Below are 21,683 nucleotides of genomic sequence, written 5' to 3'. Positions count from 1 at the left end.
GAAATGCGCCCAAAATAGATGATCCAACTGTTTCAGTGGATTATTTGATTGTTGTATTTAAATGTTTTCTGTTATCTTTCCTACTTGTTAAGATTTCAACTTATCCCGTTATGAAAAATTCACTTTTGGCTGTAATTGTTTTATATACAGGTCAGCTGTATGCACAGACTGCCAGTAAGCCGCCTGAAGGAGTAATTGAAAGAATAAGTCCGGAACTTGATGCCATAATAACTGTAACAGCAAAAGTTGAAGTTATTGCCGATGGTTTTGGCTGGGTAGAAGGACCTTTATGGATAGAAAGCCAAAAAATGCTGCTGGTTTCGGATGTTTTGAACAACAATGTTTATAAATGGACAGCTGAGAAAGGGAAAGAACTGTATTTAGCGCATTCAGGTTATACGCAGAAAATACCAAGGGCCGAAGAATTAGGCTCTAATGGTCTGGCACTCAGTAAAGAGGGCCGGCTGTTGTTGTGCCAGCATGGTGACAGGCGGGTTGCACTCATGAATGCTTCTCTGGATCATCCTAAAGCCGATTATACAACACTGGCAAGTGAATACAAAGGGAAAAAATTTGACAGTCCCAATGATCTTGCAATCAGGAAAAACGGGGATATTTATTTTACTGACCCGCCCTATGGGCTGGAAAAAGGAGTGAAAAATCCTTCAAAAGCAGCTCCTTATCAGGGAGTCTACAGGATCTCTAAAAAAGGAATAGTAACCTTGCTGACCGACAGCATCTCAAGACCAAACGGCATTGCCTTTTTTCCCAATGAAAAGAGTTTATTAGTCGCAAATTCAGACCCTCAAAAACCCAACATCTATATTTATGATGTGACTAAAGAAGGACTGCTCAGCAATGGCAGGATCTTTATAAAGGAAAGGTCTACAGATGGCATCAAAATAGACAAAGAAGGGAATGTTTTTGCGACCGGGCAAGGCGGTGTCCGGATCTATAATAAAAAAGGCCACCTGCTTGGAAAGATAAAAATAAATGGCAGCACCTCAAATTGTGCGTTTACCAATGACTATAAAACACTCTTCGTTACTGCCGATGATTATTTACTAAAAGTAGACCTTAACAAAAAAGCAGGCCTTTAATTATATATCATGTCCATACTTTCTCAGATCTTAGCACATAAAATCATAGCCATCATAAGGGGTGCAAATCCTGATGATGTGATAAAGATAGCCGAAGCATTGTATGCCGGTGGAATCCGGATCCTTGAAATCACCATGAATTCTGCTGACCCCCTGGACGTGATCAAAGAAGTTAAAGATAAAATGGGCGATCGGATGATTCTTGGTGCGGGGACTGTTTTAGATGTGGAATCAGCCCGGAAAGCGGTTGAGGCCGGAGCAAGCTTTCTGCTTTCTCCAATAGTTGACCTCGAGGTCATTCATACAGCTAAAAACCTGGGGGTCATCAATATCCCGGGCGCGTATACCGCCACCGAAATCTATCATGCATATAAAAATGGTGCTGATATTGTCAAGGTCTTTCCTGCGACATCCCCCTCCTACTTAAAAGATATCGCCGGGCCTTTGCCGCAGATTCCGCTTTTGCCTACAGGCGGCGTCACGCTTGAAAATATCAAAGCGTTTAAAAATGCAGGCGCTGTCGGATTCGGCGTCGGCAGTTCCCTGGTAAACACCAAAGAAGAAATAACAGAAGAATACCTTTTACAACTGACGGCAAAAGCACAAAATTTTGTTAAGACAGTTCAATCTTAAATCCTATCCCGAAAATGAAAATCAGAAGCTACGAATTATTCCAGGTACCGCCAAGATGGCTGTTCTTAAAAATTGAAACAGACGAAGGCATCGTAGGCTGGGGAGAACCTGTAATTGAAGGTAAAGCCGCCACAGTGAAAGCCGCTGTGGTCGAGCTTATGGAATATCTTGTAGGTAAAGACCCGATGCATATCGAAGACCATTGGAATGTGATGTACCGGGCAGGGTTTTATCGTGGCGGGCCAATTCTGATGAGTGCGATTGCAGGTATCGACCAGGCTTTATGGGACATTAAAGGTAAATTCTTTAACGCACCAGTTCATCAGCTGCTGGGTGGAAAGGCAAGGGATAAAATGAAGGTTTATTCCTGGATCGGCGGCGACCGCCCTGCAGAAGTAGGGCTGGCAGCAAGGAAAATGGCCGAACAAGGTTTCCTTGCCGTAAAAATGAATGCTACGGAGGAATTGCAATATGTGGACAGTTATGACAAAATAGACCAGGCCATCGCCCGCATCGCTGCTGTAAGGGAAGCTGTGGGCCCGGCATTTGGAATCGGGATTGATTTTCACGGCCGCGTGCACAAGCCAATGGCAAAGATCCTTGCCAAAGAGCTGGAGCAGTACCGACCTATGTTTATTGAGGAGCCCGTATTGCCGGAAAACAATGAAGACTTACGGGAAATTGCCAACCATGTTTCTATTCCCATCGCCACCGGGGAAAGGATGTTTTCCAAGTGGCAGTTTAAGACCTTATTGAAAGAAGGATATGTGGACATCATCCAGCCGGATGTGTCTCATGCAGGCGGCATCACGGAGTGCAAAAAAATCATCTCCATGGCCGAAGCCTTTGATGTAGCCGCAGCCCCGCATTGTCCGCTTGGCCCGATTGCGCTGGCGGCCTGTTTGCAGGTTGACGCGACCTGCCACAATGCTTTTATACAGGAACAAAGTTTGGGCATACACTATAACCAGGGCAGTGACCTGCTGGATTACTTAACCGACAAAACTGTATTTGAATACGATAAAGGCTATGTGAATATCCCTTATCAACCTGGCCTGGGTATTGAAATTAATGAAGATCATGTCCGGAAAATGGCTGAAGTTGGGCACAACTGGAGAAATCCCGTTTGGAGACATGAAGATGGGAGCATAGCAGAATGGTAAAGCCAACAAAGATCCGGTACCAGATCCTGTTCCTCATATTTGTGAATGTAGTGATCAATTACATGGACAGAAGCAATCTGGCCGTTGCTGCTTCTGAGATCAGCAAGGAGTTTAAATTTTCACCGGTACAAATGGGACTGATCTTTTCTGCCTTTAGCTGGACTTATCTTTTGTTTCAAATCCCCGGGGGAATATTGGTCAACCGCTTCAGTCCGCGTGTGTTGTATGCCTTTAGTTTAATTACCTGGTCCTTTGCCACTGTTGCACAAGGTTTCGCCAGAGGTTTCGTTACTTTATTTGGACTCAGGATGGCTACAGGTGCGTTTGAAGCACCGGCATTTCCGATTAACAACAGAGTGGTCAGCAATTGGTTTCCTGACAATGAGCGGGCCTCTGCCATTGCAGTGTATACCTCGGGGCAGTTCCTGGGGCTGGCTTTTTTAATGCCTGTACTTTCAAAGATCCAACTGCACGTTGGCTGGAAGGGCTTGTTTGTCGTAACTGGTTTAATTGGTATACTTTGGGGGATCATATGGTACATTTTTTACCGCGATCCATTAAAACACAAAAAAGTAAACGAGGCTGAGCTTAAACACATCGAAAGCGGAGGCGGTTTATTGGATGGAAAGTCAACTGAAGATACCGAAAAGAAGAAGTTTAAATGGGCAGATCTTAAAGAAGTCTTGTCTCACAGAAAGCTATGGGGCATTTACATTGGCCAGTTTGCCGTCAACTCTACTTTATGGTTTTTCCTGACCTGGTTTCCCAAGTACCTGGTTGATTACCGGGGCTTGGATTTCATCAAATCCGGATACTGGGCATCGGTACCTTATCTTGCAGCATTTACTGGTGTGTTGTGTTCGGGTTTTCTTTCAGATTACCTCATAAAAAAAGGTGTTTCCGCAGCCAAGGCCCGCAAACGGCCTATAATCATCGGACTATTGACCTCGGTATTCATTCTTGGTGCCAATTATGTAAATACTCCCGGATTGATCATTTTCTTTATGTCATTGTCTTTTTTTGGGGTGGGCTTTGCTTCCATAACCTGGATCTTTGTCTCAAGCCTCGCGCCGAAACACCTCATTAACATCACAGGCGGCGTATTCAATTTTATCGGACAGCTTTCCGGGATTATTGTGCCCATAGTGATCGGTCTGCTGGCCAGTGGCGGCAACTTCGCCCCGGCATTGATCTTTGTCGCCCTGCTGGGATTTTTAGGAGCCTGTTCTTATCTTTTCCTGGTGGGCAATGTGGAACGTATCAAATCAAATGGCAACATGGTATCACCGGAAAAGCAGATTGATGGATAAGTTTTTAAGCTGTGACTGGGGAACAAGCGCATTCAGGCTTCGGCTGATCGATACGAAAGACCTGAAGACAATTGCTTCAATAAAGAACGACCAGGGCATATCAGGAACATTTAAATCCTGGCAGGAAAGTCCGGGCAATCCGGATCGTATCTCCTATTATACTGCCTTTCTCAATGACCAGATCAGCCAGTTGAGCCAGAAAACCAGTATTCTTCTGGATGGGATTCCTGTAATGTTGTCTGGGATGGCTTCCTCTACAATTGGCCTCATCGATCTGCCTTACAAAGAATTTCCGTTTCAGACAGATGGCTCTGACCTGGAAGTAAGATCATTAAATAATAATAATCTGAACCCCCTCATTGTTATATCAGGAGCCAGGACAGAAGATGATGTCATGCGGGGAGAGGAGACAAAAATAATAGGTTGCGCGCCTGATTTAGGCAGCACCGGACAAGAACAACTGGTTATTCTCCCCGGAACGCATCCGAAGCACATCATCATAAAAGATCAGCAGGCCGTTAGTTTCAAAACATTTATGACGGGTGAGTTTTTTGACCTGCTTTCTACAAAAAGTATATTGTCGGCATCTGTTGAAAAAGGCGGAGATTTTAATGACCCTTTGAACCGTGAAAATTTCATAAAGGGCATTGAGGCAAGCCAACATTCAGATCTGCTCCATGCCAGCTTTATGGTGCGTACCAATCAGGTACTAAAAAACATTTCTAAACAACAGAACCTCTATTACCTGAGTGGCCTGCTCATCGGTTCGGAACTAAAGGAGTTAAAACCTTCGGTTCCTGTTTACCTGCTGGGCGGCGCAACACACCTACCTCTTTATACCCTGGCTTGCGAAATCACGGGAGTCAATATTATGGGATCAATGGATGCCGATGAAGCTTTAATAAAAGGGCAGCAGATCATTTTTCAGAATGTATTCCGCGATCTATAGTTACTCTTCACGGTGACCCTGCTGCTGTTCATTTGATTTTGCCAAAGAGATCAAACCGCCCATAGCACCCAGATTCATAGAATCCAGTGCCGAACTTGGCACAATGACCATTGATCCTTTTTCCTTCAAACCTTCAAATAACATATTCATTCCTCTGAGATGCAGGGCGACAGGATTATTGATATACTGTTCGCTTGCCTTTCCAAATTTCTCTGCAATTTCTGTTTCTGCAGTCCCGAGAATTACCCTTGCCCGGCGCTCTCTTTCTGCCTGCGCTTCCTTGCTCATCGCATCGGCCAATGTTTGCGGGATAATAATGTCTTTAATCCCCACATTCTGGCAGGTAATGCCCCAGGGGCTGGTGTGTTCATCCAGCATTTTTTGAAAGACTTCGGCAACTTTATCTCTTTCCTGCAGCAATTCCGCCAGTTCATGTTTACCGATCACATCCCTTAAACCGGTCTGTGCGATATAAGAAATCGCAGTTTCGTACTCCTGTACTTCCAGTGCGGCTTTTTCGACATCCCAGACTGTCCAATAGACAACGGCATCAACATTAACCGGGACCGTATCTTTTGTCAGCGTTTGCTCTGCTTTAAATTCGGTGACCCTGACCCGCTGATCAATGTAATTATCTACTTTATCGATGATCGGAACGATAAAAAATATTCCAGGTCCTTTCAGACCTTTGTACTTGCCCATCCTCAAAACAACCGCCTTTTCCCACTGATCGGCTATGCAAAGGCCATTGGCCAGAATCAGCGAAATGAGCAGTGACGAGATAAATACCAGGACATTTGTGTAGTCAAAATAAAAGAGTGCAATTGATATTCCGACCAGGGCAAGAAAAACCGTTGCTGAAATTGGGTTAAGCCCTAACTTTGTATTCTTTTTAGTGATCATCTTATGTTTTTTTAATTTGGTTAATAATGTCATCTATTGTAAAACCATAGCTGAATGCAATGGAGGTAAACTCATTACAAATGTCCTTTAACTTGGCATTTCGCTCCTGGTCAGTTATTTGGATTTTTATGGTATTGATAAATGTTCCGGTCCCCTGCTGCGTTTCCAAAATTCGTTGAATCTCCAGCTCCTTATAGGCTTTAGCAACTGTATTTAAATTAACTTTTAAATCTACAGCCAATGAACGTACCGTAGGCAACTGTTCCCCCGTTTTCAAGTTTCCGGCAGAAATTCCAAACTTGATCTGATCTATGATTTGCCGGTAAAATGGAGTGCCGGTTTTGGGATCTAATTTAAAGTCGATCATATTTAAAGTTCTATTGTACTATATATATATTACAAACATACAACTAAATCTGTATTAACAAACTTTATTTTAAAATAATGTCAAGCCGGGTGTACCCGCAGCTGGCTCGGGTGATATTTATACAGCAGTACTTCAACAGACGAAAAACCCAGGACATAAAAAAGCCTGCTGATTATTCTTTCAACAGGCTTTATTTATTCTCAATCAAATATATGGCTAACCCATTTTCCAATTTGGGCGCTCATAATGACAGGTATATCCATTGGGGTTCTTCTGCAAATAATCCTGGTGTTCGGCTTCAGCATTCCAGAAATCTCCTGCCGGCACAACTTCAGTTACCACTTTACCCGGCCAGACACCTGAAGCGTCCATCTCAGCGATCAGTGCATTAGCGGTTTCGCGCTGTGTTTCATCCTGATAAAAAATGGCCGAGCGATAAGATGTCCCTATATCATTTCCCTGGCGATTTCGCGTTGTAGGGTCATGGATCTGAAAGAAATATTCAAGAAGTTTACGATACGGCAGCTGTGCGGGATCAAATATGATCTCAATTCCCTCAGCATGTGTTCCGTGATTCCGGTAAGTTGCATTAGGAACATCCCCGCCGGTATATCCGACCACTGTTGAAATGACCCCGGGATAATGCCTGATCAGTTCTTCAACTCCCCAAAAACAACCGCCGGCCAGTATGGCTTTTTCAGTATTCATATAACTATCCTTTTTTTGTTGAACAAAGCTACATCTTTATCTTTTCTATTCGAAATTGTGATTTTATTTCTACATTAAGCTTGCAAATTGAATTGCCGAAAGCATCATATCATGAGGAATTCCTAAAATTAATCGAACAATGCCATACAACTATTTTAAAAAAGGATTAATATTCGTCTTAGCGGCCCTCCTCTCATTTGCCGCAAAAAGCCAGCAGCCAAAACCGCCCGAAAATCATTTAAAGATTGTTTATTTCGGCTCTTCTGTTCCGTACGGCCAGGGCGCTACCAACCATAAAGGATATACCAGTTTATTTTCAGATATCCTCAAAAATCGTACTTCGGCAAGTGGCTATGTATGGGAAACCGTCAATATAAGTATTGGAGGAGACAACACCGTAAAAGTACTGAACAGGTATAAAACCGACTTCTTACCGCAAAATGGCAAATACGTCATTTTTGCGCTGGCATTGGGCAATGAAGGCATTCATGAAAAAGGACAACCGATGTTCGATCAGTTTGAAAAGAACATCAAAATCCTGATCAGCAAAGCAAGAGCTGACGGTTACACTCCCGTCATTACAAATAGTTATACCCGGAACGACTACAATGAAAGGGACTACAGTTTTATAAAAAAAATGAACCTGTTAATCCATACATGGGATGTCCCAAGTATCAACCTGCTTGGTGCAATAGATGATCTTTCCGGTCATTGGGTGAATGGGTTTTGGGATGACGGATTTCATCCAAACGATGCCGGACATACAGAGATGTCTTATACCATTGTCCCCTCATTGTTTGATGCCCTGGAAAGCAGGAAGCCAATGCCTAAAAGAATAAAAGGCTCTTATATTAAGTCAGCTAAAAACAGGTCTGAAAGCAAATCACTGCTATTTACTCCGGAAAATATTGTGCATCCATTTACCACAGCCATCAGCTTTAAGACAGGTGATTCCGGAGTATTGCTCCAGCTTACCAATGCTGCAGGAAAAGGAACAATCTCAGTCAATAAAGAAGGGCGGCTTGTTTATTCATCGCCCGGGTCAGAAGCTGTCAGCGGAACCAGTATAGTCAATGATGGCAAATGGCACAAAGTCATTGTCACACATTATTATGCAAAAGGGGTCACCATGCTTTATTGCGACAGCACTTTACAAGGCACATTAGCCGAAAAACTGGTAACTACCAGTGTCAGGATCGGCGGGACCGATATTCCCAAAAAGCTGGCTTATAAAAACTGGCTGTTCTACAGATCGGCCATGAATCCGGATGAAATCAAATATCTCGCAAAAGATTCCCTGTTAAAATCAAGTCTTGAATTATACGCGCCGCTCGACGGGAAAAAAGTAAGTGTTTCCGATCCTTTAATCAATCTTGCACAAAGCATGAATACGATAAAGGAAGTAAAATGATCAGCTTGCAGGCTGTGCCTGAAGTCTAAGATATTCCAGCGGGGTTTTTCCGGTATAGGCTTTAAAATCTTTCAGAAAGTGGTTTGAGTCGTAGTACCCGTTTGATATCGCGATGCGCATCAAATCTACATCTCTCCATCCAACAAGGTCAAGGTACGCATGCATAAAGCGCTGGAGCTGAATGTATTCTTTGGGCAGGAGTCCAATATGCTGTGCAAAATTCCTTTCCAGCCACTTATAATTTACACCAGCATCTTTGGTCACATTCCGTACAGTACCTTTCCCTTTTATTTTGTGAATATAGTCCAATGTTTTATGTAAGATTCCAGAGGTGTCGGTTCCGGTAAAAGAATGCCCGACATACGATCCGACAAATGCCGCCTTTTCTTCAATAGAATTGCATTCAAAAAATTTTGCCAGGCTAAAGCCATTGTTATTAGCGATATATTCAAATGGGGCAACCGGATTGCGTCTGAAATACTGAGCGTCTAAACCAAATAACCGATAGAAAGCCCCGGGATAGAAACGAACTATAAAAACCTGTTCTGCTTTACTGCTGTATTTTACATATATATTCCTGATCGGGCCCGCGCTTGCCCATGCCCCTTTAATTTCAAATGATCCATTTTGCCGTGTTACCTTCACTGCATCTTCGCGACTTTGCAAAAACACCAGCACAGGAAAACCATCATTGAAAATAAGATCTGTATGATTCTCAGGATCTCTGGAGAAAACATAAAACCCTTCGATAACAGATTCAACCGCTTTTGAAGGGCATATTCTATAACCGTCTTTATTAAATTCTCCCAGTTGTATCTTCTTCAGATAATTTATTGGCATGCCGCAAATTTACGGGAAATGCTATTGTAAGGAGAATAATGTCATGTCTAATATTTACTATGAGCACAGTTCCAATACCCCTAACTTTGTAAAAACAAAATGGGATATGGTTATAAAAACAGAAGAAGAGCTACAGGGTATGAAGAAAGTGAGTGACGCTGTTGCACTTACCTTACGAAAAATGAGAACATTTGCTCAGATTGGCCTATCCACAAAAGACACAGACGAATACGGAAGGCAACTGTTAGAAGCTCTTGGTGCAAAGTCTGCCCCATTTGAAACCTACGGATTCCCCGGTTACAGCTGCATCAGTGTCAACAAAGAGTTTGCTCATGGTATCCCTTCAGATAAAGTCATTTTGAAAAATGGAGATGTCGTTAACATTGATGTATCTGCTGAACTCGATGGCTTTTGGTCTGACAATGGATGTTCATTTATTGTCGGAGAGGATGTTCAGAACTTACAGCATCTGATAGATACATCAAAAGAAATATTACTTTATGCGATTTCTCAAATTAGCGGAGGCATAAAGATCGCCGATATTGGCAAGCTTATCGAAACCAAAGCCCGGAAAACAGGATATACTGTTATCCGGGATTTAGGAGGCCACGGGGTCGGACGAAGCTTACACGAAGCACCCGACGGGATCATGAATTTTTACGACCGCTTTGACAGCAGGCGATTCAGAAAAGATTCTGTGGTTGCTATCGAAACATTTATCTCCACAAGATCTAAACATATTAAAACCATGTCAGATGGCTGGGCTTTTGAAGGCAATGAAGGAGGATTTGTAGCCCAGCATGAACACACGATACTGATCACCTCCGGCAAGCCAATAATTCTGACAGCGGCGAATGGAATATAGAGCCATACATACCACTACAACTTTTGCACCTTCTGCAGCAAAATATTTTGCTATAGCCGCACCTATTCCTTTTGAAGCACCGGTAACAACCGCTACTTTATTTTTTAATTTATTCATTTTGAAATTATTTAGATAGATAAGTCATGCCACCGTCGACCAGGAGTTCGGCACCCAACATAAAGGAAGAATCGTCTGAAGCAAGAAATACCGCTGTATTACCAATATCAGATGGTTGTCCAATCCTGCCTATCGGCATCACACTTGCGAAATGTGTTTTTACAGCTTCAACTTGTTCCGCTGGCACAAACTTGTCGAACGCCGGTGTATCGGTCGTGCCAGGTGTAATTACGTTTGCTCTTATCTTTCTAGCTAAAAGGTCATTAGAAAACCCTTTTGCCAAAAAGACTACTGCTGCCTTGGCCGCACCGTAAAGGCCAAATGCCGGGTAAGCACGATGTGCTGCATTGGATCCGATCAGGATAATAGAACCGCCGTCATTCATATAAGGCAGAGCTTTTTGAACAGTGAAGTAAACACTTTTCAGGTTCAGATCCATGGCTTTGTTATAGTCGGCTTCGTTCGTATCAGCGACTGTTCCGGTAGTTCCGGCACCAGCGTTGGCTACGATAACGTCTATCTTACCAAATTTCTCAGCGGTTTCTTTAAATACTTTTTCCAGATCGGCAAGGTTGGTTACATCGGCGTTGATGGCTATGAAATCATCGCCAAGCTGTCCCACAGCACTAGCTAAAGTTTCCTGATTTCTGCCAACAACAGCTCCGACTGCACCTTCATTTTTAAATGCTTCCGCAATACCAAATCCAATACCGCTATTGCCGCCTGTAATTACTGCGACTTTGTTTTTTAACTTATTCATGATTTTTATGACTTAATTAACATATCCAAAGTTGCGGCCTTATAACTGGCTGCGACTTGACTTATGTCATTAAATACACTTGATAAAAATCAATTCATTTTAAGGAGTTCTTTCTTATCCTGCTTAAAGTTTCGGGAGATAAACCGAGGTAAGAGGCAATCATGTTTTGTGGAAACCGCTGTAGAAAATGTGGATATTGATTGACCAGTTCCTGGAAACGCTCCTCACCTGAATGGCTTATGGCGGACTGCATCCTTTTCTGGGCTGCAATGGTGTAATTTTGACTGATGACATTTTGCATTGCCGAAAAGGCTGGAATAGGCTTTATAAACTCATCAACAAGTGCATTTGTTATTTGAAGAATTTCCATATCCTCCAGTGCTTGTATATTAAACCGGCTTGGTGTTAATTGGTAAAAGCTTTCAAAATCGTTCAACCACCAGTTTTCGACACTTAATTTCAGAATATGTTCATGCCCTTTTTCATCTACGGTAAATGTCCTGGCTGAACCTTTTACAATAAACCCTGTATATTTACATATATCCCCTTCTTGTAGAAAATATTGTCGCTTTCGTAGTTTTTTTGGTTTAAAATGTGCGATAAAAACTTGCTTCTCCTCTGCTGAAAGTATCTTGCCAGAAAGTTTTTGAACGTAATCAAACAGCGCTTCAAAATTCGACGTCATATAAATATCTATATAATAAGATCAAAAATAGCCTTTTTGATCTTATTTATGTAATCAGCATCAGGAAAGGACATTTTGAATTACCTTAAAACAAGAAAAGTCCTCTATATAAATATAGAGGACTTTTCTTCGGTAATCTTCGGGAGCCCCGAAGATTTCTTGTACCCAGCGCCGGTGGTTTTTCAGGTTTATATTTTATTGATTTTTAACGGTTTACATAAGTATGTTTAAACCAAGTGGTTTAAATCCACACTCAAGATCTCTTCTTTAACAAAGTAATCAGGATTTGTTATGTCTTCATGGGAATTTATTATTTTACAGTACCATTCGTCGTTTGGAATATATTTGATCACTTCTGCTTTAACTAAGCCATATCTTCTGCTATTAATATTAAGAACGGTACCGTTCGGGTATGGGTTCTGTTTCATTTTTCTTGTCATCATATATTTTGTATTATGCAATTTCAAATCCTAATTTTTTTGCTTCCATAGATACGTTTTTCAGCAATTCTGGAAATTTTTCTGAGTAAGTCTCTATAGCACCGGAAATATTAAATGTCATTGTAATACGCTCAGATTTACCTCTGGAATCCCTGTCATTTTGTTGTGGTATGAAGTTTTGAAACCTAAACTTGGATTTTTTATGCATAAGATATTCTGTTAAGAAATCATATTCCAGTATTTCTGATGCTCTAACAACCTGTTGAATCGAGAGATCACTTTTTTTAAATACATACTGTAGATTTCTATCTGTAATCCCAAACTTATCAGCAAAGGAGACAAAAGTCATCCCCTTTTCCTCCACTTTTTTTCTAATTGCATCCCCTATTACATAATCCATTTCACAAAATGACTAATTTTTTTTCTATTGGTATTCAATAAGTTACGTCGAATATGGTAATTTTTATAGTCGAATATTTGTATATAATAGATATTAACTTCTATTATTGTAGAAATATAATACTATTTATTAGTACAAAAGTGAGACAAAAGAGTGACAACGTAAACCACATAAAACTGTGAAAGTAACTAAGAGAGAATTACAAAAAATCAGAACTGCCCTTCCTACTGGCAGCTATGATGAAATAGCAGCACGGACGGGCTTAGGTGTAGCAACTGTAAAGAGCACGCTGTTTAAGCCAGAAAGATTTAATCCAGCTGTGATTGAAACAGCATTAGCATTGATTAATGAGCAAAGGGAGAAAGTAGAATCAATTAAAAACTTAATTAAAGAAATATAAAATGGGGGCTAAAGTTAGACATGCACGTTTTGACAGGCATAAAGAGGGATTTAAAATCCTTAAAAAGATCTACAGATTTAATTACAAGTACACAAAATATCCCGAGATACTTTGGAGTGAGGAAAAAGGATGGAGAATGATGACGAGTGCTGGTTTTATTGGCAAAAATATCACTTTAACAGGGATTCAGCTTGGCGAAATACGAAGATACTTTAGTCTGCAGTTGGACGAACAATGGAGCATGAGCGGTTCATCTGTATGTTTTATTCTAGTAGAAAAATAATGGAAAACGCTACGCTCATTCCGCCCGCTTTAACAACTGTATCGTCAGAATATTTCACTTTAAGTGAAATGATGTATAAAACCAGTAACGGAATTACCGAGAATATTGAGGTTTTACCGGTGAATTTTTACAATCTCCTTCTAACGGATCTTAATAATGATCCACAAGCAAAAAGGGGCCTTGACCGCCTGAACATCAAAGGGGAAGCGAATAGGGTAAACAAACATTATGATTGTAACTATTCAATGTTTGATGGCAGTTCTGATGTGTCTGCCTGTGGTTCATCCTTAGGCCCAAAGGAGTACGGTCCGTGTCCAAAAAGAGAAACATGTAAAGCCCATGGCCTTCTGTGTAAAATACCCGGTGGTTTAACAGTAAGGCAGGTACAAATTGCCATTAGAATAGCGCTGGGACAGAGTGATTATCAAATATGTTTAGAACTATTTATTTCACAAGATACCCTTAGAAGCCACAAAAACAATATTGAAGAGAAGATCGGGGCAAAAGGAAAAGTTGCAATTGGAGTGTGGGCTGTTAAAAATAAACTCATCTAAAAAATATGCCGATGATACACGCTGAAATTGATCAAAGAAGCGAAAATCTTGTTTTTGTAAGGTTTTCAGATCCAAACGAAGATTTTGGCAGCAAGCCTTTCTTTATGGTGGATAGCATCGAAGAAGCACACAAGCGTGTCAGAACTCGTAACAAGGTTTACATTTTAGAAACCCTCACACACTGGTTAAATCAGCGATCCCATGCAAATACGAAGTATTATAAAAACATATCTGTTTTCTTAACCTGGATCGGGGACGTCAGAAAAAAGTCATTCAAAGAAGTATGTGATTTTGTGGAATACAGACGCCCATTGTTAGAGGCTTTTGCCCCTCCTATTGACAGTAAGTTCTATCCTGATTATCAAAACAAGATCATTCCAATACTTGACTTCTGCTGTTCGAGAGAAGATCAAAACGAAGATAATTTAACGGCACAAAGCAGTTTATAGGAAAGTTAGGCTAATCCCGGATGCCGTTGCCGGGGAAAAACAAACAGGGGGCTTCTCTCTGACTGAATAGAAGATCGTTCTTTCAACACCAAAAACCAATTGCTCCTGCGGGTGTGTGTCCTGCAGGAGTTTTTACCCTAACCAAATATAAAACTATGGATTCGCAAACAATCTTCAACATCGTCGCTGCAATTGCGATGGCAATTTTCTTCTACCTGGATTACCGGGCGGACAAAAAACTTAAAAAAATGAACAAACGCTTTTAACCAATACAAACCACCAAACCATGAACAAGCCAAAAATTTACATATCAGGGGCCATCACAGGAATTCCTGATTTAAACAAGGCCGCCTTTGCGCAGGCCACCAAAACCTTCCGTGATCTCGGTTACATCGTGGTAAATCCACATGAATTATGTGACGGTCTTACTGAGGACCAGTGGTCGCTTTGCATGCGTAGGTGTATTACAGCATTGATGGACTGTGATGTTGTGATCATGCTGGATAATTGGTATGGTAGCCGTGGCGCTTTAGTCGAATACCAGATAGCTTTCAGCCTGGGCATGGAGGTTTTTAATCAAAAGCTCTTCCTGGAAGGGATATCTGCAACAAGCAATTAATTTTTCACTAATCATAAATCAATCAAAATGGCAAAATTAGAACTAAAGGGCATGATCCTAACTGTTAACCAGCCCGAAACCGTCGGAGAAAAAAACACCAAAAAACAGACTTTCATTTTAAAAATTCCCGCATATCGGGATGAGTATGGGGACATAAGGGGCAAAGATGAAGAATGGGAAATAGCTGTCATGGGTGACAACGTGGACAAATTTGCAATGACCCGCGATCACCAGGGTAAAAAGGCAAAATGTTCCATTTACCTCAACGGACAGAAATACACTAAGAAGTCAGATAATACAGAGGGCTGGATTATCAATGCTACACTGGCAGAAATTACCTATGCGGATGCAACAGCTGCTGCTCCCGCACAAACTCAAACCGCGAGCGGTACAGGTGCAGAACCTAAACCTTGGTAGCAATTCCTAACGCAAAAGCCCTGGTGTTCGAGGCCAGGGCTAATGCAATTGTATAATTTATTATCAATACAAAGATGAAAAAACAATTTAAAAAAGCGCTGGTAATTTTAGGCTCACCAGCATCTGGTAAAACAAAGCTGTCTTTCAGCATTGCTGCTATGTTTCCTGAAAAGGAAGTCAGAAGGTTTTGTTTATTCTCTTCCGGCACTTTACCTATTGCTCTTAATACGGGTGTCTGCCGTTTGGTGATTTTTGAAGAGGTAACCGACCCTAACATGGTCACTGATACCTGGAATCTTATTGTCACTAACTTCTCACGTAGACACCTGCCAATTCCGACGGTAATTTTTGTTTCGCAGAATATTTCGCCGTATGACTTACCAGAGAATCAATTCGATATGGTTGAGGTGATGAATCCGTACCTGACTAGAAGGCCGAAAAGCCGCACGGAAGCAGAGGAGGTGACAAATGGATAATTTCAGTGTGGTTTTTCATTTTAAGCCAAGCCAACTTAATACTGGTCAGTATGATCACTTGATGGACTTACTGAATCCATTAGACAGAATTAATTATCTAATCACCAAAGCCCCGGCAGTCGGCACCTGGGCCACAGAAGGTTCAGGTTTATTTACTTATAGCGCCATGATCGGTGATGTGCATGTTTGCTTAAATGGCAAATTTCAAAAATACAACACCCCTACCGGCGCATATCTGCAAGCCTCTCGCATAAAAGCGATGATGATCGCTAGGGCTAAGGCGTTAAAGCTGGCATACCGGAGACGCTACGCCAATCTTAGAATTATCAATGAACACTATATGGAAAGGAAGGTGAAAGCGGCATGAAAAGGATATATATAGCCAGTTCATGGAAAAATAAGCATGGTGTTGAAATGCTTACGTCTTTGCTTAGAGAACAAGGACATGAGGTAGTTAGCTGGATTGAAAACTGTAATAAAGAAGGGCTCGGCGGTTTTTCGTTTGAAGAGTGGGTCAAGACGGAAGAAGCAGATCGGTCATTTGTTTTTGACATCAATGGTGCCACAAAGTGCAATCTGTTTATTTACTACGGTCCGTGTGGTAAAGATGCTTGCTGTGAGATGGGTGCAGCTTGGGCTCACGGAGTAGAAATAATCGCGCTTTGGGCAAAAGGTGAAGACCTCGGTCTAATGCGAAAAATGGTGTCTACCTGGTATGAAGATTACAGGGAGATACTTAAATACACGAAATCTTTTTGCAAGAAACTATGAAAGTAACACCTCAGGAATTAGCAATTCGTCTATACTGGCCATTAGATCTCAAAATAAAATGGGCTGTTAATAGAATTGCAGAATTTATGATAGAAGTTGATGGAGAGGTATATAATTGCTTTTCAGGCGGCAAAGATTCCAGAACTGTATTAGACCTAATTGAAGGTATTTATGATGGCAGATACAAACATCATTTACCGACACATATTTACCAAAAGGTAATTTCTCACCAAAAACCTCCGAATATATTTTGCAATACAGGGTTAGAATTTCCTGAGATCGTCACTTATGTGAAATCGTTCGACCGAGTACGAATACTTAAACCAAAAATGGGATTTACTAAGGTAATCAAGGAGGTTGGGGTTGCAGTTGGAAGCAAGAAGATTGCCATGATGATCAGGAGGCTGAAAGGCTATATCGCCAATCCACAATTAAGTAATGCAGCCACTAAGAATCTTTATCTAAATGGGATCAAACAAGATGGGAGTATTTCAATAGGCTCAATGCTGCCCAAAAGGTGGAGGAAATTGCTGGATGCTCCATTTCTAGTTTCTGATCAGTGTTGTGATATCTTTAAAAAAGAACCTTTTAGACGTTTTGAGGATGAAACTGGCAAAAGGCCGATTATTGGAACAACAGTAGGTGAGTCTGCACAAAGGAAAATATCGTATTACATCACCGGGTGCAATTCTTTTGAGGCAGGAAAGGAAAAATGCCGTCCTATATCAATTTGGACAGAGAAAGATGTGTGGGACTATGCAAATCTTCATCACGTTAAACACTGCGAAGTCTATTATGACCGTGTAAAAATGGTTGAGCAGATCGACGGATCATTCATAGAGAGATATCTACCTGGAGAAAAGGGCACTGGATGTTTGTTTTGTCAGTTTGGAATTCACATGGATGATAAGAAAAAAAACAATAGAATTCAGAGGTTAGCAATCAGTCACCCAAAATATTACGATATCGTAATCAACAAGTGTAATCTCAAAGAAGTAATGATTTTCTGCGGAATCCCCTACAAGCCTATGTCGGAAGTTGGTACTCAAACAAAACTATTATGATAACAATCTAAAAATTAAATCATGAACACAACAGGAAAAAATATAAGGGCTTTACGCCAAAAATTAAATCTCAGTCAAACAAACGTCGCTGAGAAATTGGGCATATCTACACCCGCTTACTCTAAAATCGAAACTGGACTGACGGACATCAACCTGTCCAGGCTTAAACAAATTTCTGAATTCTTTAAGGTCCACCCAATTTCTCTGATTAGTCCGGAAGGTGAAAACCCTGAGTCGATCTATAGGGAAAATATCGGGTTGCTTAAAACTGATATCGAACAGAAACATGCAGAAATAATTAGGCTGCAAGGCAAACTAATTGAGTTGTACAGTGAAGTAACCGGCAAATAAAAATCTGATCAAATGAAATATAAAATACTCAAAGGGTCAGAGACCTTTAAGAAACTGGTTGACCTGAACCAAGAAATAAGAAGGTGCAATAAAGCATCTACAGATTTAGCCAAAGAAATAGGCGGTGATGAAAAAGGAACAATTTTAGGCCATTCTTTTCACATAGCAGGGGGACTGTCTGGCGTTAAAATGGCTTCAAAACCTGATGGATGGAGAGATGCCTCAAAAAACTATTATGGCTATTTCTTTCCGAAAATAAACAAGGTCAATAAACCAATACTCGACAAGATTAAAGCCCTGCCGGTGGTTAGCTATGATGATCTCAATAAAATTGTTGGCTTTAGCTTTCAGTCTCATGATATGACTTGGTTTAACTGTCCTGGTGTTATCTGGAAAGAAGAACTAATACTGATGGAGGTCGATTACAGGTGTAGTTTCACGCCGAACGAGGATATGACGGAAATATTGGAATCTGAGTTCATGAAGTTGAAAAATGAAAGTGATGCAAAAATCTAAAGCGCCAACTCTTAAACTTTTCAACCATGAACGCTGGTATACTTGTCCTGGTTGCGGAGAAATATATGACCTGCGAAAGTTATTAATCTGCGAAAAATGCCGCACCAAATCTTACATCCTTATTCTCGAAAAACACAAATAAGCCACCACATCAAACAAACCATAAATGCAAAAATTCTCATTTTACAAAGGCGGTATCAGAGTAACCAAGCCTCATAGCGAAATCACAATTAAGGAAGCGGTCACCGCCATCACAGGCATTAAGTATAAGGAGGCAATAGAAAAACTTCGGGAGGCAACGGACCCTGCTGTTAAGGACATGAGAAAAAGGGGGCTTGATTACTTTACATTCTCTGGTACGTTTAAAAAAAGGCACAATGATGAGCTTGTAAAGCATAGTGGTTTGATCTGTGTCGATCTTGACCCTTATAGAAAAAGCAAAGCAAAGGAGCCGGAGCTGGTAAATCCGCGATTAATCGATGAATTTGAACAGGTCCGGAAAGATCTGGAAGCTGATCCCTATACCCTATGCCTTTTCACCTCTGCATCTGGCACCGGCTATAAAGTTGTTTTTAAAGCCAGCCAGGAAGAACACTTGGAAGCCTTTCACGGAATCGAATCCCTGTACAAAGAGAAATATAGCCTGGTGTTGGATAAAGGTGTCAACGATGTATCCAGAGCATGCTTCGTTAGTTATGATCCAGATGCATATTACAATGAAAAAGCGAGAACTTTCAAAATCACCAATAATCCTGTAAAAAAGGATGAGCCTGTTGTAGAGGCAAAAGAGGCCGATAATTCTCCGGCTACAGAAAACGATCCCGGAGAAACGTCAGAAGCAGGTGAAGTTAAACCTCTAAAGCCGAGCGAACAGTTCCAGCACAATAAAAATCTTTTGCGGGCTACTTATGTTGTCGATCAGGCCGAGCGCGATCAGGTGGATCTTACCGGCGCATATGATGACTGGCAGCTGATCGCTTTCTCCCTGGCAACCTTCAAAGAAGATGGACGGTCACTATTCCACAGGGTGAGTAAAATTTATAGCGAGTATGATCAGAAAAAAACAGATGAAAAGTTCGACAATGCCGTAGCTACTACAAAGTTTACCACGCCCAATAAATTTTTCACGCTTGCCAGGGAATACGGGCTGCAGATCTATTTGCCTAAAACCATTGCTGAGAAGAAAGATGAGGTAACCTACCGGGACCTGCTGGATAATGAAGAGCAGGTAGATGACATGTCGGTGTACGGGTTTTATTATAATGAGAATACCCGGACATACTGGTCCTTATCTGATAAAGGCAAAAAGCTTGAAATCACCAATTTTAAAATGCGCATCATTTACCACGTGGAAACCAGCGATGAGGAAGCGTACCGCCTGATCCAGATAAAAAACATTTTCGGGCTGGATGTAACGATCCAAATGAACACCGATGACTTTGTAAGTGCAGCTTCTTTCAAAAAACGTATTGCCAGAAAGGGAAATTTTCTTTTCAAAGGCACTGATACTGACTTGTGCCGGTTGCAGGATAAGCTGCAGCGGGATGAGCGGAAAACTGAACTCGTTAAGCAGTTGGGCTACAACCGGCGGTATAATTTTTATGCCTGGGCAAATGGATTGTATGACTGCCACCTGAAAGTTTTCGTTCCGGCGGATAGTATGGGAATTGTCGAACATTACCAGCTGAACGGTGATGAAATGGAACCGCTCAACTTCTTTATCCCTGCCCTTTCTTCCATGTTCATCAATAAGGAAGACACCTATGTGAACGACAAACGGTTTTTATATGTCGACAGGGATATCCAGTTTAAGGACTGGTCATCGCTTTACTGCAAAGTGTATGGCGATATCGGGAAAATATCATTGTGCTTTTATGTGATGGCCCTTTTCTCAGATATCATATTCAGGGTGATGGGTGACAGGTTCCCGATGCTTAACGTATACGGGCAAAAAGGAACAGGTAAGGGTACAATGATTGAAAGCATGATGAAGCTTTTCGGATTAGGTCAGAAGCAGCTCATGCTGGGCGGTGCAAGTACGGTGGTAGGTTTTATGCGAAAAAGCGGGCAGTTCAGCAATGGGCTGGTATGGCTGGATGAATACAAGAACTCGGTTAAAACAAATGTGATCGAATCAATAAAGAACCTTTTCGACAGGATCGGATATGAGCGCGGAAAAAAAGACAACACCTTTCAGACCGAAAGTACACGGGTCGACAGTGCGGTGATCGTGTCCGGGCAGGAGATGCCAATTATTGAAGAAGCCCTGTTCAGCCGGTTTATTCTGCTGATCACCACCAAGCCGGTAAAGACAGAAGCGGCCCGCAAAAACTTTGAAACCCTTAAAGAACTTGAAGGAGATGGGCTAAGTGCAATTACCGTTTATTTGCTGAGGCACCGAGATTACATCGCCAAAAATTTCAAGAAAGCTTTTAGCGATGAACAAAGTCTGTTGTATACTGCCGTCAACAACCATGAGGTAGATGATCGTTTCATCAATAATTATGCAGCTGTGTGCGCTATTGGCACCATCCTAAAGGACTTGGAGACACTTCCTTTTAATATCTCTGAATTGAGAGAGCTATGCCGTAAAACGCTGATGGAACAATTCTTTGTTCTTCGTGGCAGTGACAGTATCGGTAAATTCTGGAACATTGTAGAGCTGCTCTTCCGGGATGGTCAGGTAATTGAAGACCGGGATTTTATCATTAAAGACTCGAAACTGTATATCCGGATACAGGATATATATCAAGGCTATGCCGAGGCAATGCAAAAACGCCGTGACCCGTCCGGACTGGATGAGGCAACACTTCGCAATTACCTGGAAAACGATCCGAGAAGCTTTATAAACAGGGAAAAGAAATTTTTCGGCGGCAGTCAGCGCTGGTGCTTTGTATTCAAATACACTGAGCTTGGTATCAACCTGGTGCGAGCTGCAAACTCGGAAGAGCTAAGGATTAAGTATGCTGCGATGGGACTGAAATATGAGGATGATGAGCCGGTAAAGGCAAAGCAACCGGAGGCAGTTCAATCCACAATGAGCTTGGAAACCAAACCGGAAATTAAAAAAGAACCTGCAGGGATCAGTACTGAGGGTAATGATGAGGAAACACCATTTTAAATTTATTTATA

The 21,683-nt window shown here is 41.5% G+C and carries 27 protein-coding genes and 1 pseudogene; 20 read left to right on the top strand and 8 right to left on the bottom strand.

Annotated elements, in window-relative coordinates:
• Positions 1–110: 110 nt before the first annotated feature.
• From QEP08_RS02210 to QEP08_RS02190, 5 genes are read left to right on the top strand one after another with little or no spacing between them, the layout of a single operon-like run.
• On the top strand, positions 111–1,100 hold the full coding sequence (locus QEP08_RS02210) for an SMP-30/gluconolactonase/LRE family protein (RefSeq protein ID WP_285055213.1): 990 nt from the start codon (positions 111–113) through the stop codon (positions 1,098–1,100).
• 9 nt (positions 1,101–1,109) lie between these two features.
• Entirely contained in the window at positions 1,110–1,733 is a 624-nt protein-coding gene (locus tag QEP08_RS02205; protein WP_285055211.1) for a bifunctional 4-hydroxy-2-oxoglutarate aldolase/2-dehydro-3-deoxy-phosphogluconate aldolase, read from the top strand.
• A gap of 14 nt (positions 1,734–1,747) precedes the next feature.
• Positions 1,748–2,896, top strand: a complete 1,149-nt coding sequence (gene dgoD, locus QEP08_RS02200) for a galactonate dehydratase (RefSeq protein ID WP_285055209.1) — start codon at positions 1,748–1,750, stop codon at positions 2,894–2,896.
• Complete coding sequence (locus tag QEP08_RS02195) at positions 2,890–4,206, top strand: MFS transporter (RefSeq protein ID WP_285055208.1); 1,317 nt, start codon at positions 2,890–2,892, stop codon at positions 4,204–4,206. Before dgoD ends, QEP08_RS02195 begins: the two co-directional genes overlap by 7 nt.
• Complete coding sequence (locus QEP08_RS02190) at positions 4,199–5,155, top strand: 2-dehydro-3-deoxygalactonokinase (RefSeq protein ID WP_285055206.1); 957 nt, start codon at positions 4,199–4,201, stop codon at positions 5,153–5,155. The genes QEP08_RS02195 and QEP08_RS02190 overlap by 8 nt, the downstream gene beginning before the upstream one ends.
• Here the strand turns inward: QEP08_RS02190 and QEP08_RS02185 are convergent, their stop codons facing one another.
• From QEP08_RS02185 to msrA, 3 genes are all read right to left on the bottom strand, one after another.
• Positions 5,156–6,058 carry a slipin family protein gene (locus QEP08_RS02185; protein ID WP_285055204.1) on the bottom strand — a complete coding sequence of 301 codons (903 nt, stop codon included), beginning with the start codon at positions 6,056–6,058 and terminating at the stop codon, positions 5,156–5,158. It lies immediately after the preceding gene.
• 1 nt (position 6,059) lies between these two features.
• The gene (locus QEP08_RS02180; protein ID WP_285055202.1) at positions 6,060–6,425 is read right to left on the bottom strand and encodes a GntR family transcriptional regulator; all 366 of its coding nucleotides are present in this window, start codon (positions 6,423–6,425) and stop codon (positions 6,060–6,062) included.
• A 216-nt stretch (positions 6,426–6,641) separates the two neighbouring features.
• The gene (gene msrA / locus QEP08_RS02175; protein WP_285055201.1) at positions 6,642–7,133 is read right to left on the bottom strand and encodes a peptide-methionine (S)-S-oxide reductase MsrA; all 492 of its coding nucleotides are present in this window, start codon (positions 7,131–7,133) and stop codon (positions 6,642–6,644) included.
• A gap of 139 nt (positions 7,134–7,272) precedes the next feature.
• Between msrA and QEP08_RS02170 the strand changes: the two genes are divergently transcribed.
• Complete coding sequence (locus tag QEP08_RS02170; RefSeq protein ID WP_285055200.1) at positions 7,273–8,544, top strand: GDSL-type esterase/lipase family protein; 1,272 nt, start codon at positions 7,273–7,275, stop codon at positions 8,542–8,544.
• Here the strand turns inward: QEP08_RS02170 and QEP08_RS02165 are convergent, their stop codons facing one another.
• Positions 8,545–9,384, bottom strand: coding sequence for a helix-turn-helix domain-containing protein (locus QEP08_RS02165; protein WP_285055198.1), 840 nt, complete (start codon positions 9,382–9,384; stop codon positions 8,545–8,547).
• 106 nt (positions 9,385–9,490) lie between these two features.
• Here QEP08_RS02165 and map point away from each other — a divergent pair, with 106 nt between their 5' ends.
• Positions 9,491–10,249 carry a type I methionyl aminopeptidase gene (gene map / locus QEP08_RS02160; protein ID WP_285055196.1) on the top strand — a complete coding sequence of 253 codons (759 nt, stop codon included), beginning with the start codon at positions 9,491–9,493 and terminating at the stop codon, positions 10,247–10,249.
• A gap of 18 nt (positions 10,250–10,267) precedes the next feature.
• On the opposite strand, the pseudogene QEP08_RS02155 reads toward map, so the two are convergent.
• From QEP08_RS02155 to QEP08_RS02140, 4 genes and pseudogenes are all read right to left on the bottom strand, one after another.
• Positions 10,268–10,366: pseudogene (locus QEP08_RS02155) on the bottom strand (SDR family NAD(P)-dependent oxidoreductase); the annotation flags it as partial.
• Positions 10,367–10,373: 7 nt separating this feature from the next.
• Positions 10,374–11,126: an SDR family NAD(P)-dependent oxidoreductase gene (locus tag QEP08_RS02150; protein ID WP_285055194.1), complete on the bottom strand. Its 753-nt coding sequence runs from the start codon at positions 11,124–11,126 to the stop codon at positions 10,374–10,376.
• 94 nt (positions 11,127–11,220) lie between these two features.
• The gene (locus QEP08_RS02145) at positions 11,221–11,811 is read right to left on the bottom strand and encodes a Crp/Fnr family transcriptional regulator (protein ID WP_285055192.1); all 591 of its coding nucleotides are present in this window, start codon (positions 11,809–11,811) and stop codon (positions 11,221–11,223) included.
• A gap of 453 nt (positions 11,812–12,264) precedes the next feature.
• Positions 12,265–12,651: a hypothetical protein gene (locus QEP08_RS02140; protein WP_285055190.1), complete on the bottom strand. Its 387-nt coding sequence runs from the start codon at positions 12,649–12,651 to the stop codon at positions 12,265–12,267.
• A gap of 178 nt (positions 12,652–12,829) precedes the next feature.
• Here QEP08_RS02140 and QEP08_RS02135 point away from each other — a divergent pair, with 178 nt between their 5' ends.
• From QEP08_RS02135 to QEP08_RS02075, 13 genes are all read left to right on the top strand, one after another.
• Positions 12,830–13,051, top strand: a complete 222-nt coding sequence (locus QEP08_RS02135) for a hypothetical protein (RefSeq protein WP_285055188.1) — start codon at positions 12,830–12,832, stop codon at positions 13,049–13,051.
• A gap of 1 nt (position 13,052) precedes the next feature.
• Positions 13,053–13,334, top strand: a complete 282-nt coding sequence (locus QEP08_RS02130) for a hypothetical protein (protein WP_285055187.1) — start codon at positions 13,053–13,055, stop codon at positions 13,332–13,334.
• The gene (locus QEP08_RS02125) at positions 13,334–13,888 is read left to right on the top strand and encodes a response regulator transcription factor (protein WP_285055185.1); all 555 of its coding nucleotides are present in this window, start codon (positions 13,334–13,336) and stop codon (positions 13,886–13,888) included. The genes QEP08_RS02130 and QEP08_RS02125 overlap by 1 nt, the downstream gene beginning before the upstream one ends.
• An 11-nt stretch (positions 13,889–13,899) precedes the next feature.
• A complete protein-coding gene (locus tag QEP08_RS02120) occupies positions 13,900–14,337 on the top strand; it encodes a hypothetical protein (protein WP_285055183.1) in 438 nt (145 codons plus the stop codon).
• Positions 14,338–14,623: 286 nt separating this feature from the next.
• Positions 14,624–14,956, top strand: coding sequence for a DUF4406 domain-containing protein (locus QEP08_RS02115; protein WP_285055181.1), 333 nt, complete (start codon positions 14,624–14,626; stop codon positions 14,954–14,956).
• Between the two features lie 27 nt (positions 14,957–14,983).
• Positions 14,984–15,373 (top strand): DUF3127 domain-containing protein, encoded by a 390-nt coding sequence (locus QEP08_RS02110; protein ID WP_285055179.1) that lies wholly within the window; start codon positions 14,984–14,986, stop codon positions 15,371–15,373.
• A gap of 74 nt (positions 15,374–15,447) precedes the next feature.
• Positions 15,448–15,849: a hypothetical protein gene (locus QEP08_RS02105; RefSeq protein WP_285055177.1), complete on the top strand. Its 402-nt coding sequence runs from the start codon at positions 15,448–15,450 to the stop codon at positions 15,847–15,849.
• Positions 15,850–15,910: 61 nt separating this feature from the next.
• Entirely contained in the window at positions 15,911–16,216 is a 306-nt protein-coding gene (locus tag QEP08_RS02100; RefSeq protein ID WP_285055175.1) for a hypothetical protein, read from the top strand.
• A complete protein-coding gene (locus QEP08_RS02095) occupies positions 16,213–16,620 on the top strand; it encodes a hypothetical protein (RefSeq protein ID WP_285055174.1) in 408 nt (135 codons plus the stop codon). The genes QEP08_RS02100 and QEP08_RS02095 overlap by 4 nt, the downstream gene beginning before the upstream one ends.
• Positions 16,617–17,684 (top strand): phosphoadenosine phosphosulfate reductase domain-containing protein, encoded by a 1,068-nt coding sequence (locus QEP08_RS02090; protein WP_285055173.1) that lies wholly within the window; start codon positions 16,617–16,619, stop codon positions 17,682–17,684. Before QEP08_RS02095 ends, QEP08_RS02090 begins: the two co-directional genes overlap by 4 nt.
• Positions 17,685–17,705: 21 nt before the next feature.
• Positions 17,706–18,035 (top strand): helix-turn-helix domain-containing protein, encoded by a 330-nt coding sequence (locus QEP08_RS02085; RefSeq protein ID WP_285055171.1) that lies wholly within the window; start codon positions 17,706–17,708, stop codon positions 18,033–18,035.
• A 12-nt stretch (positions 18,036–18,047) separates the two neighbouring features.
• The gene (locus QEP08_RS02080; protein WP_285055169.1) at positions 18,048–18,551 is read left to right on the top strand and encodes a hypothetical protein; all 504 of its coding nucleotides are present in this window, start codon (positions 18,048–18,050) and stop codon (positions 18,549–18,551) included.
• A gap of 166 nt (positions 18,552–18,717) precedes the next feature.
• Positions 18,718–21,672, top strand: a complete 2,955-nt coding sequence (locus tag QEP08_RS02075; protein WP_285055167.1) for a BT4734/BF3469 family protein — start codon at positions 18,718–18,720, stop codon at positions 21,670–21,672.
• Positions 21,673–21,683: the final 11 nt, after the last annotated feature.

The organism is Pedobacter ginsengisoli (assembly GCF_030244015.1).
GTDB classification, from domain to species: Bacteria; Bacteroidota; Bacteroidia; order Sphingobacteriales; family Sphingobacteriaceae; genus Pedobacter; species Pedobacter ginsengisoli.
This window is presented reverse-complemented; position numbering and strand designations above follow the sequence as displayed.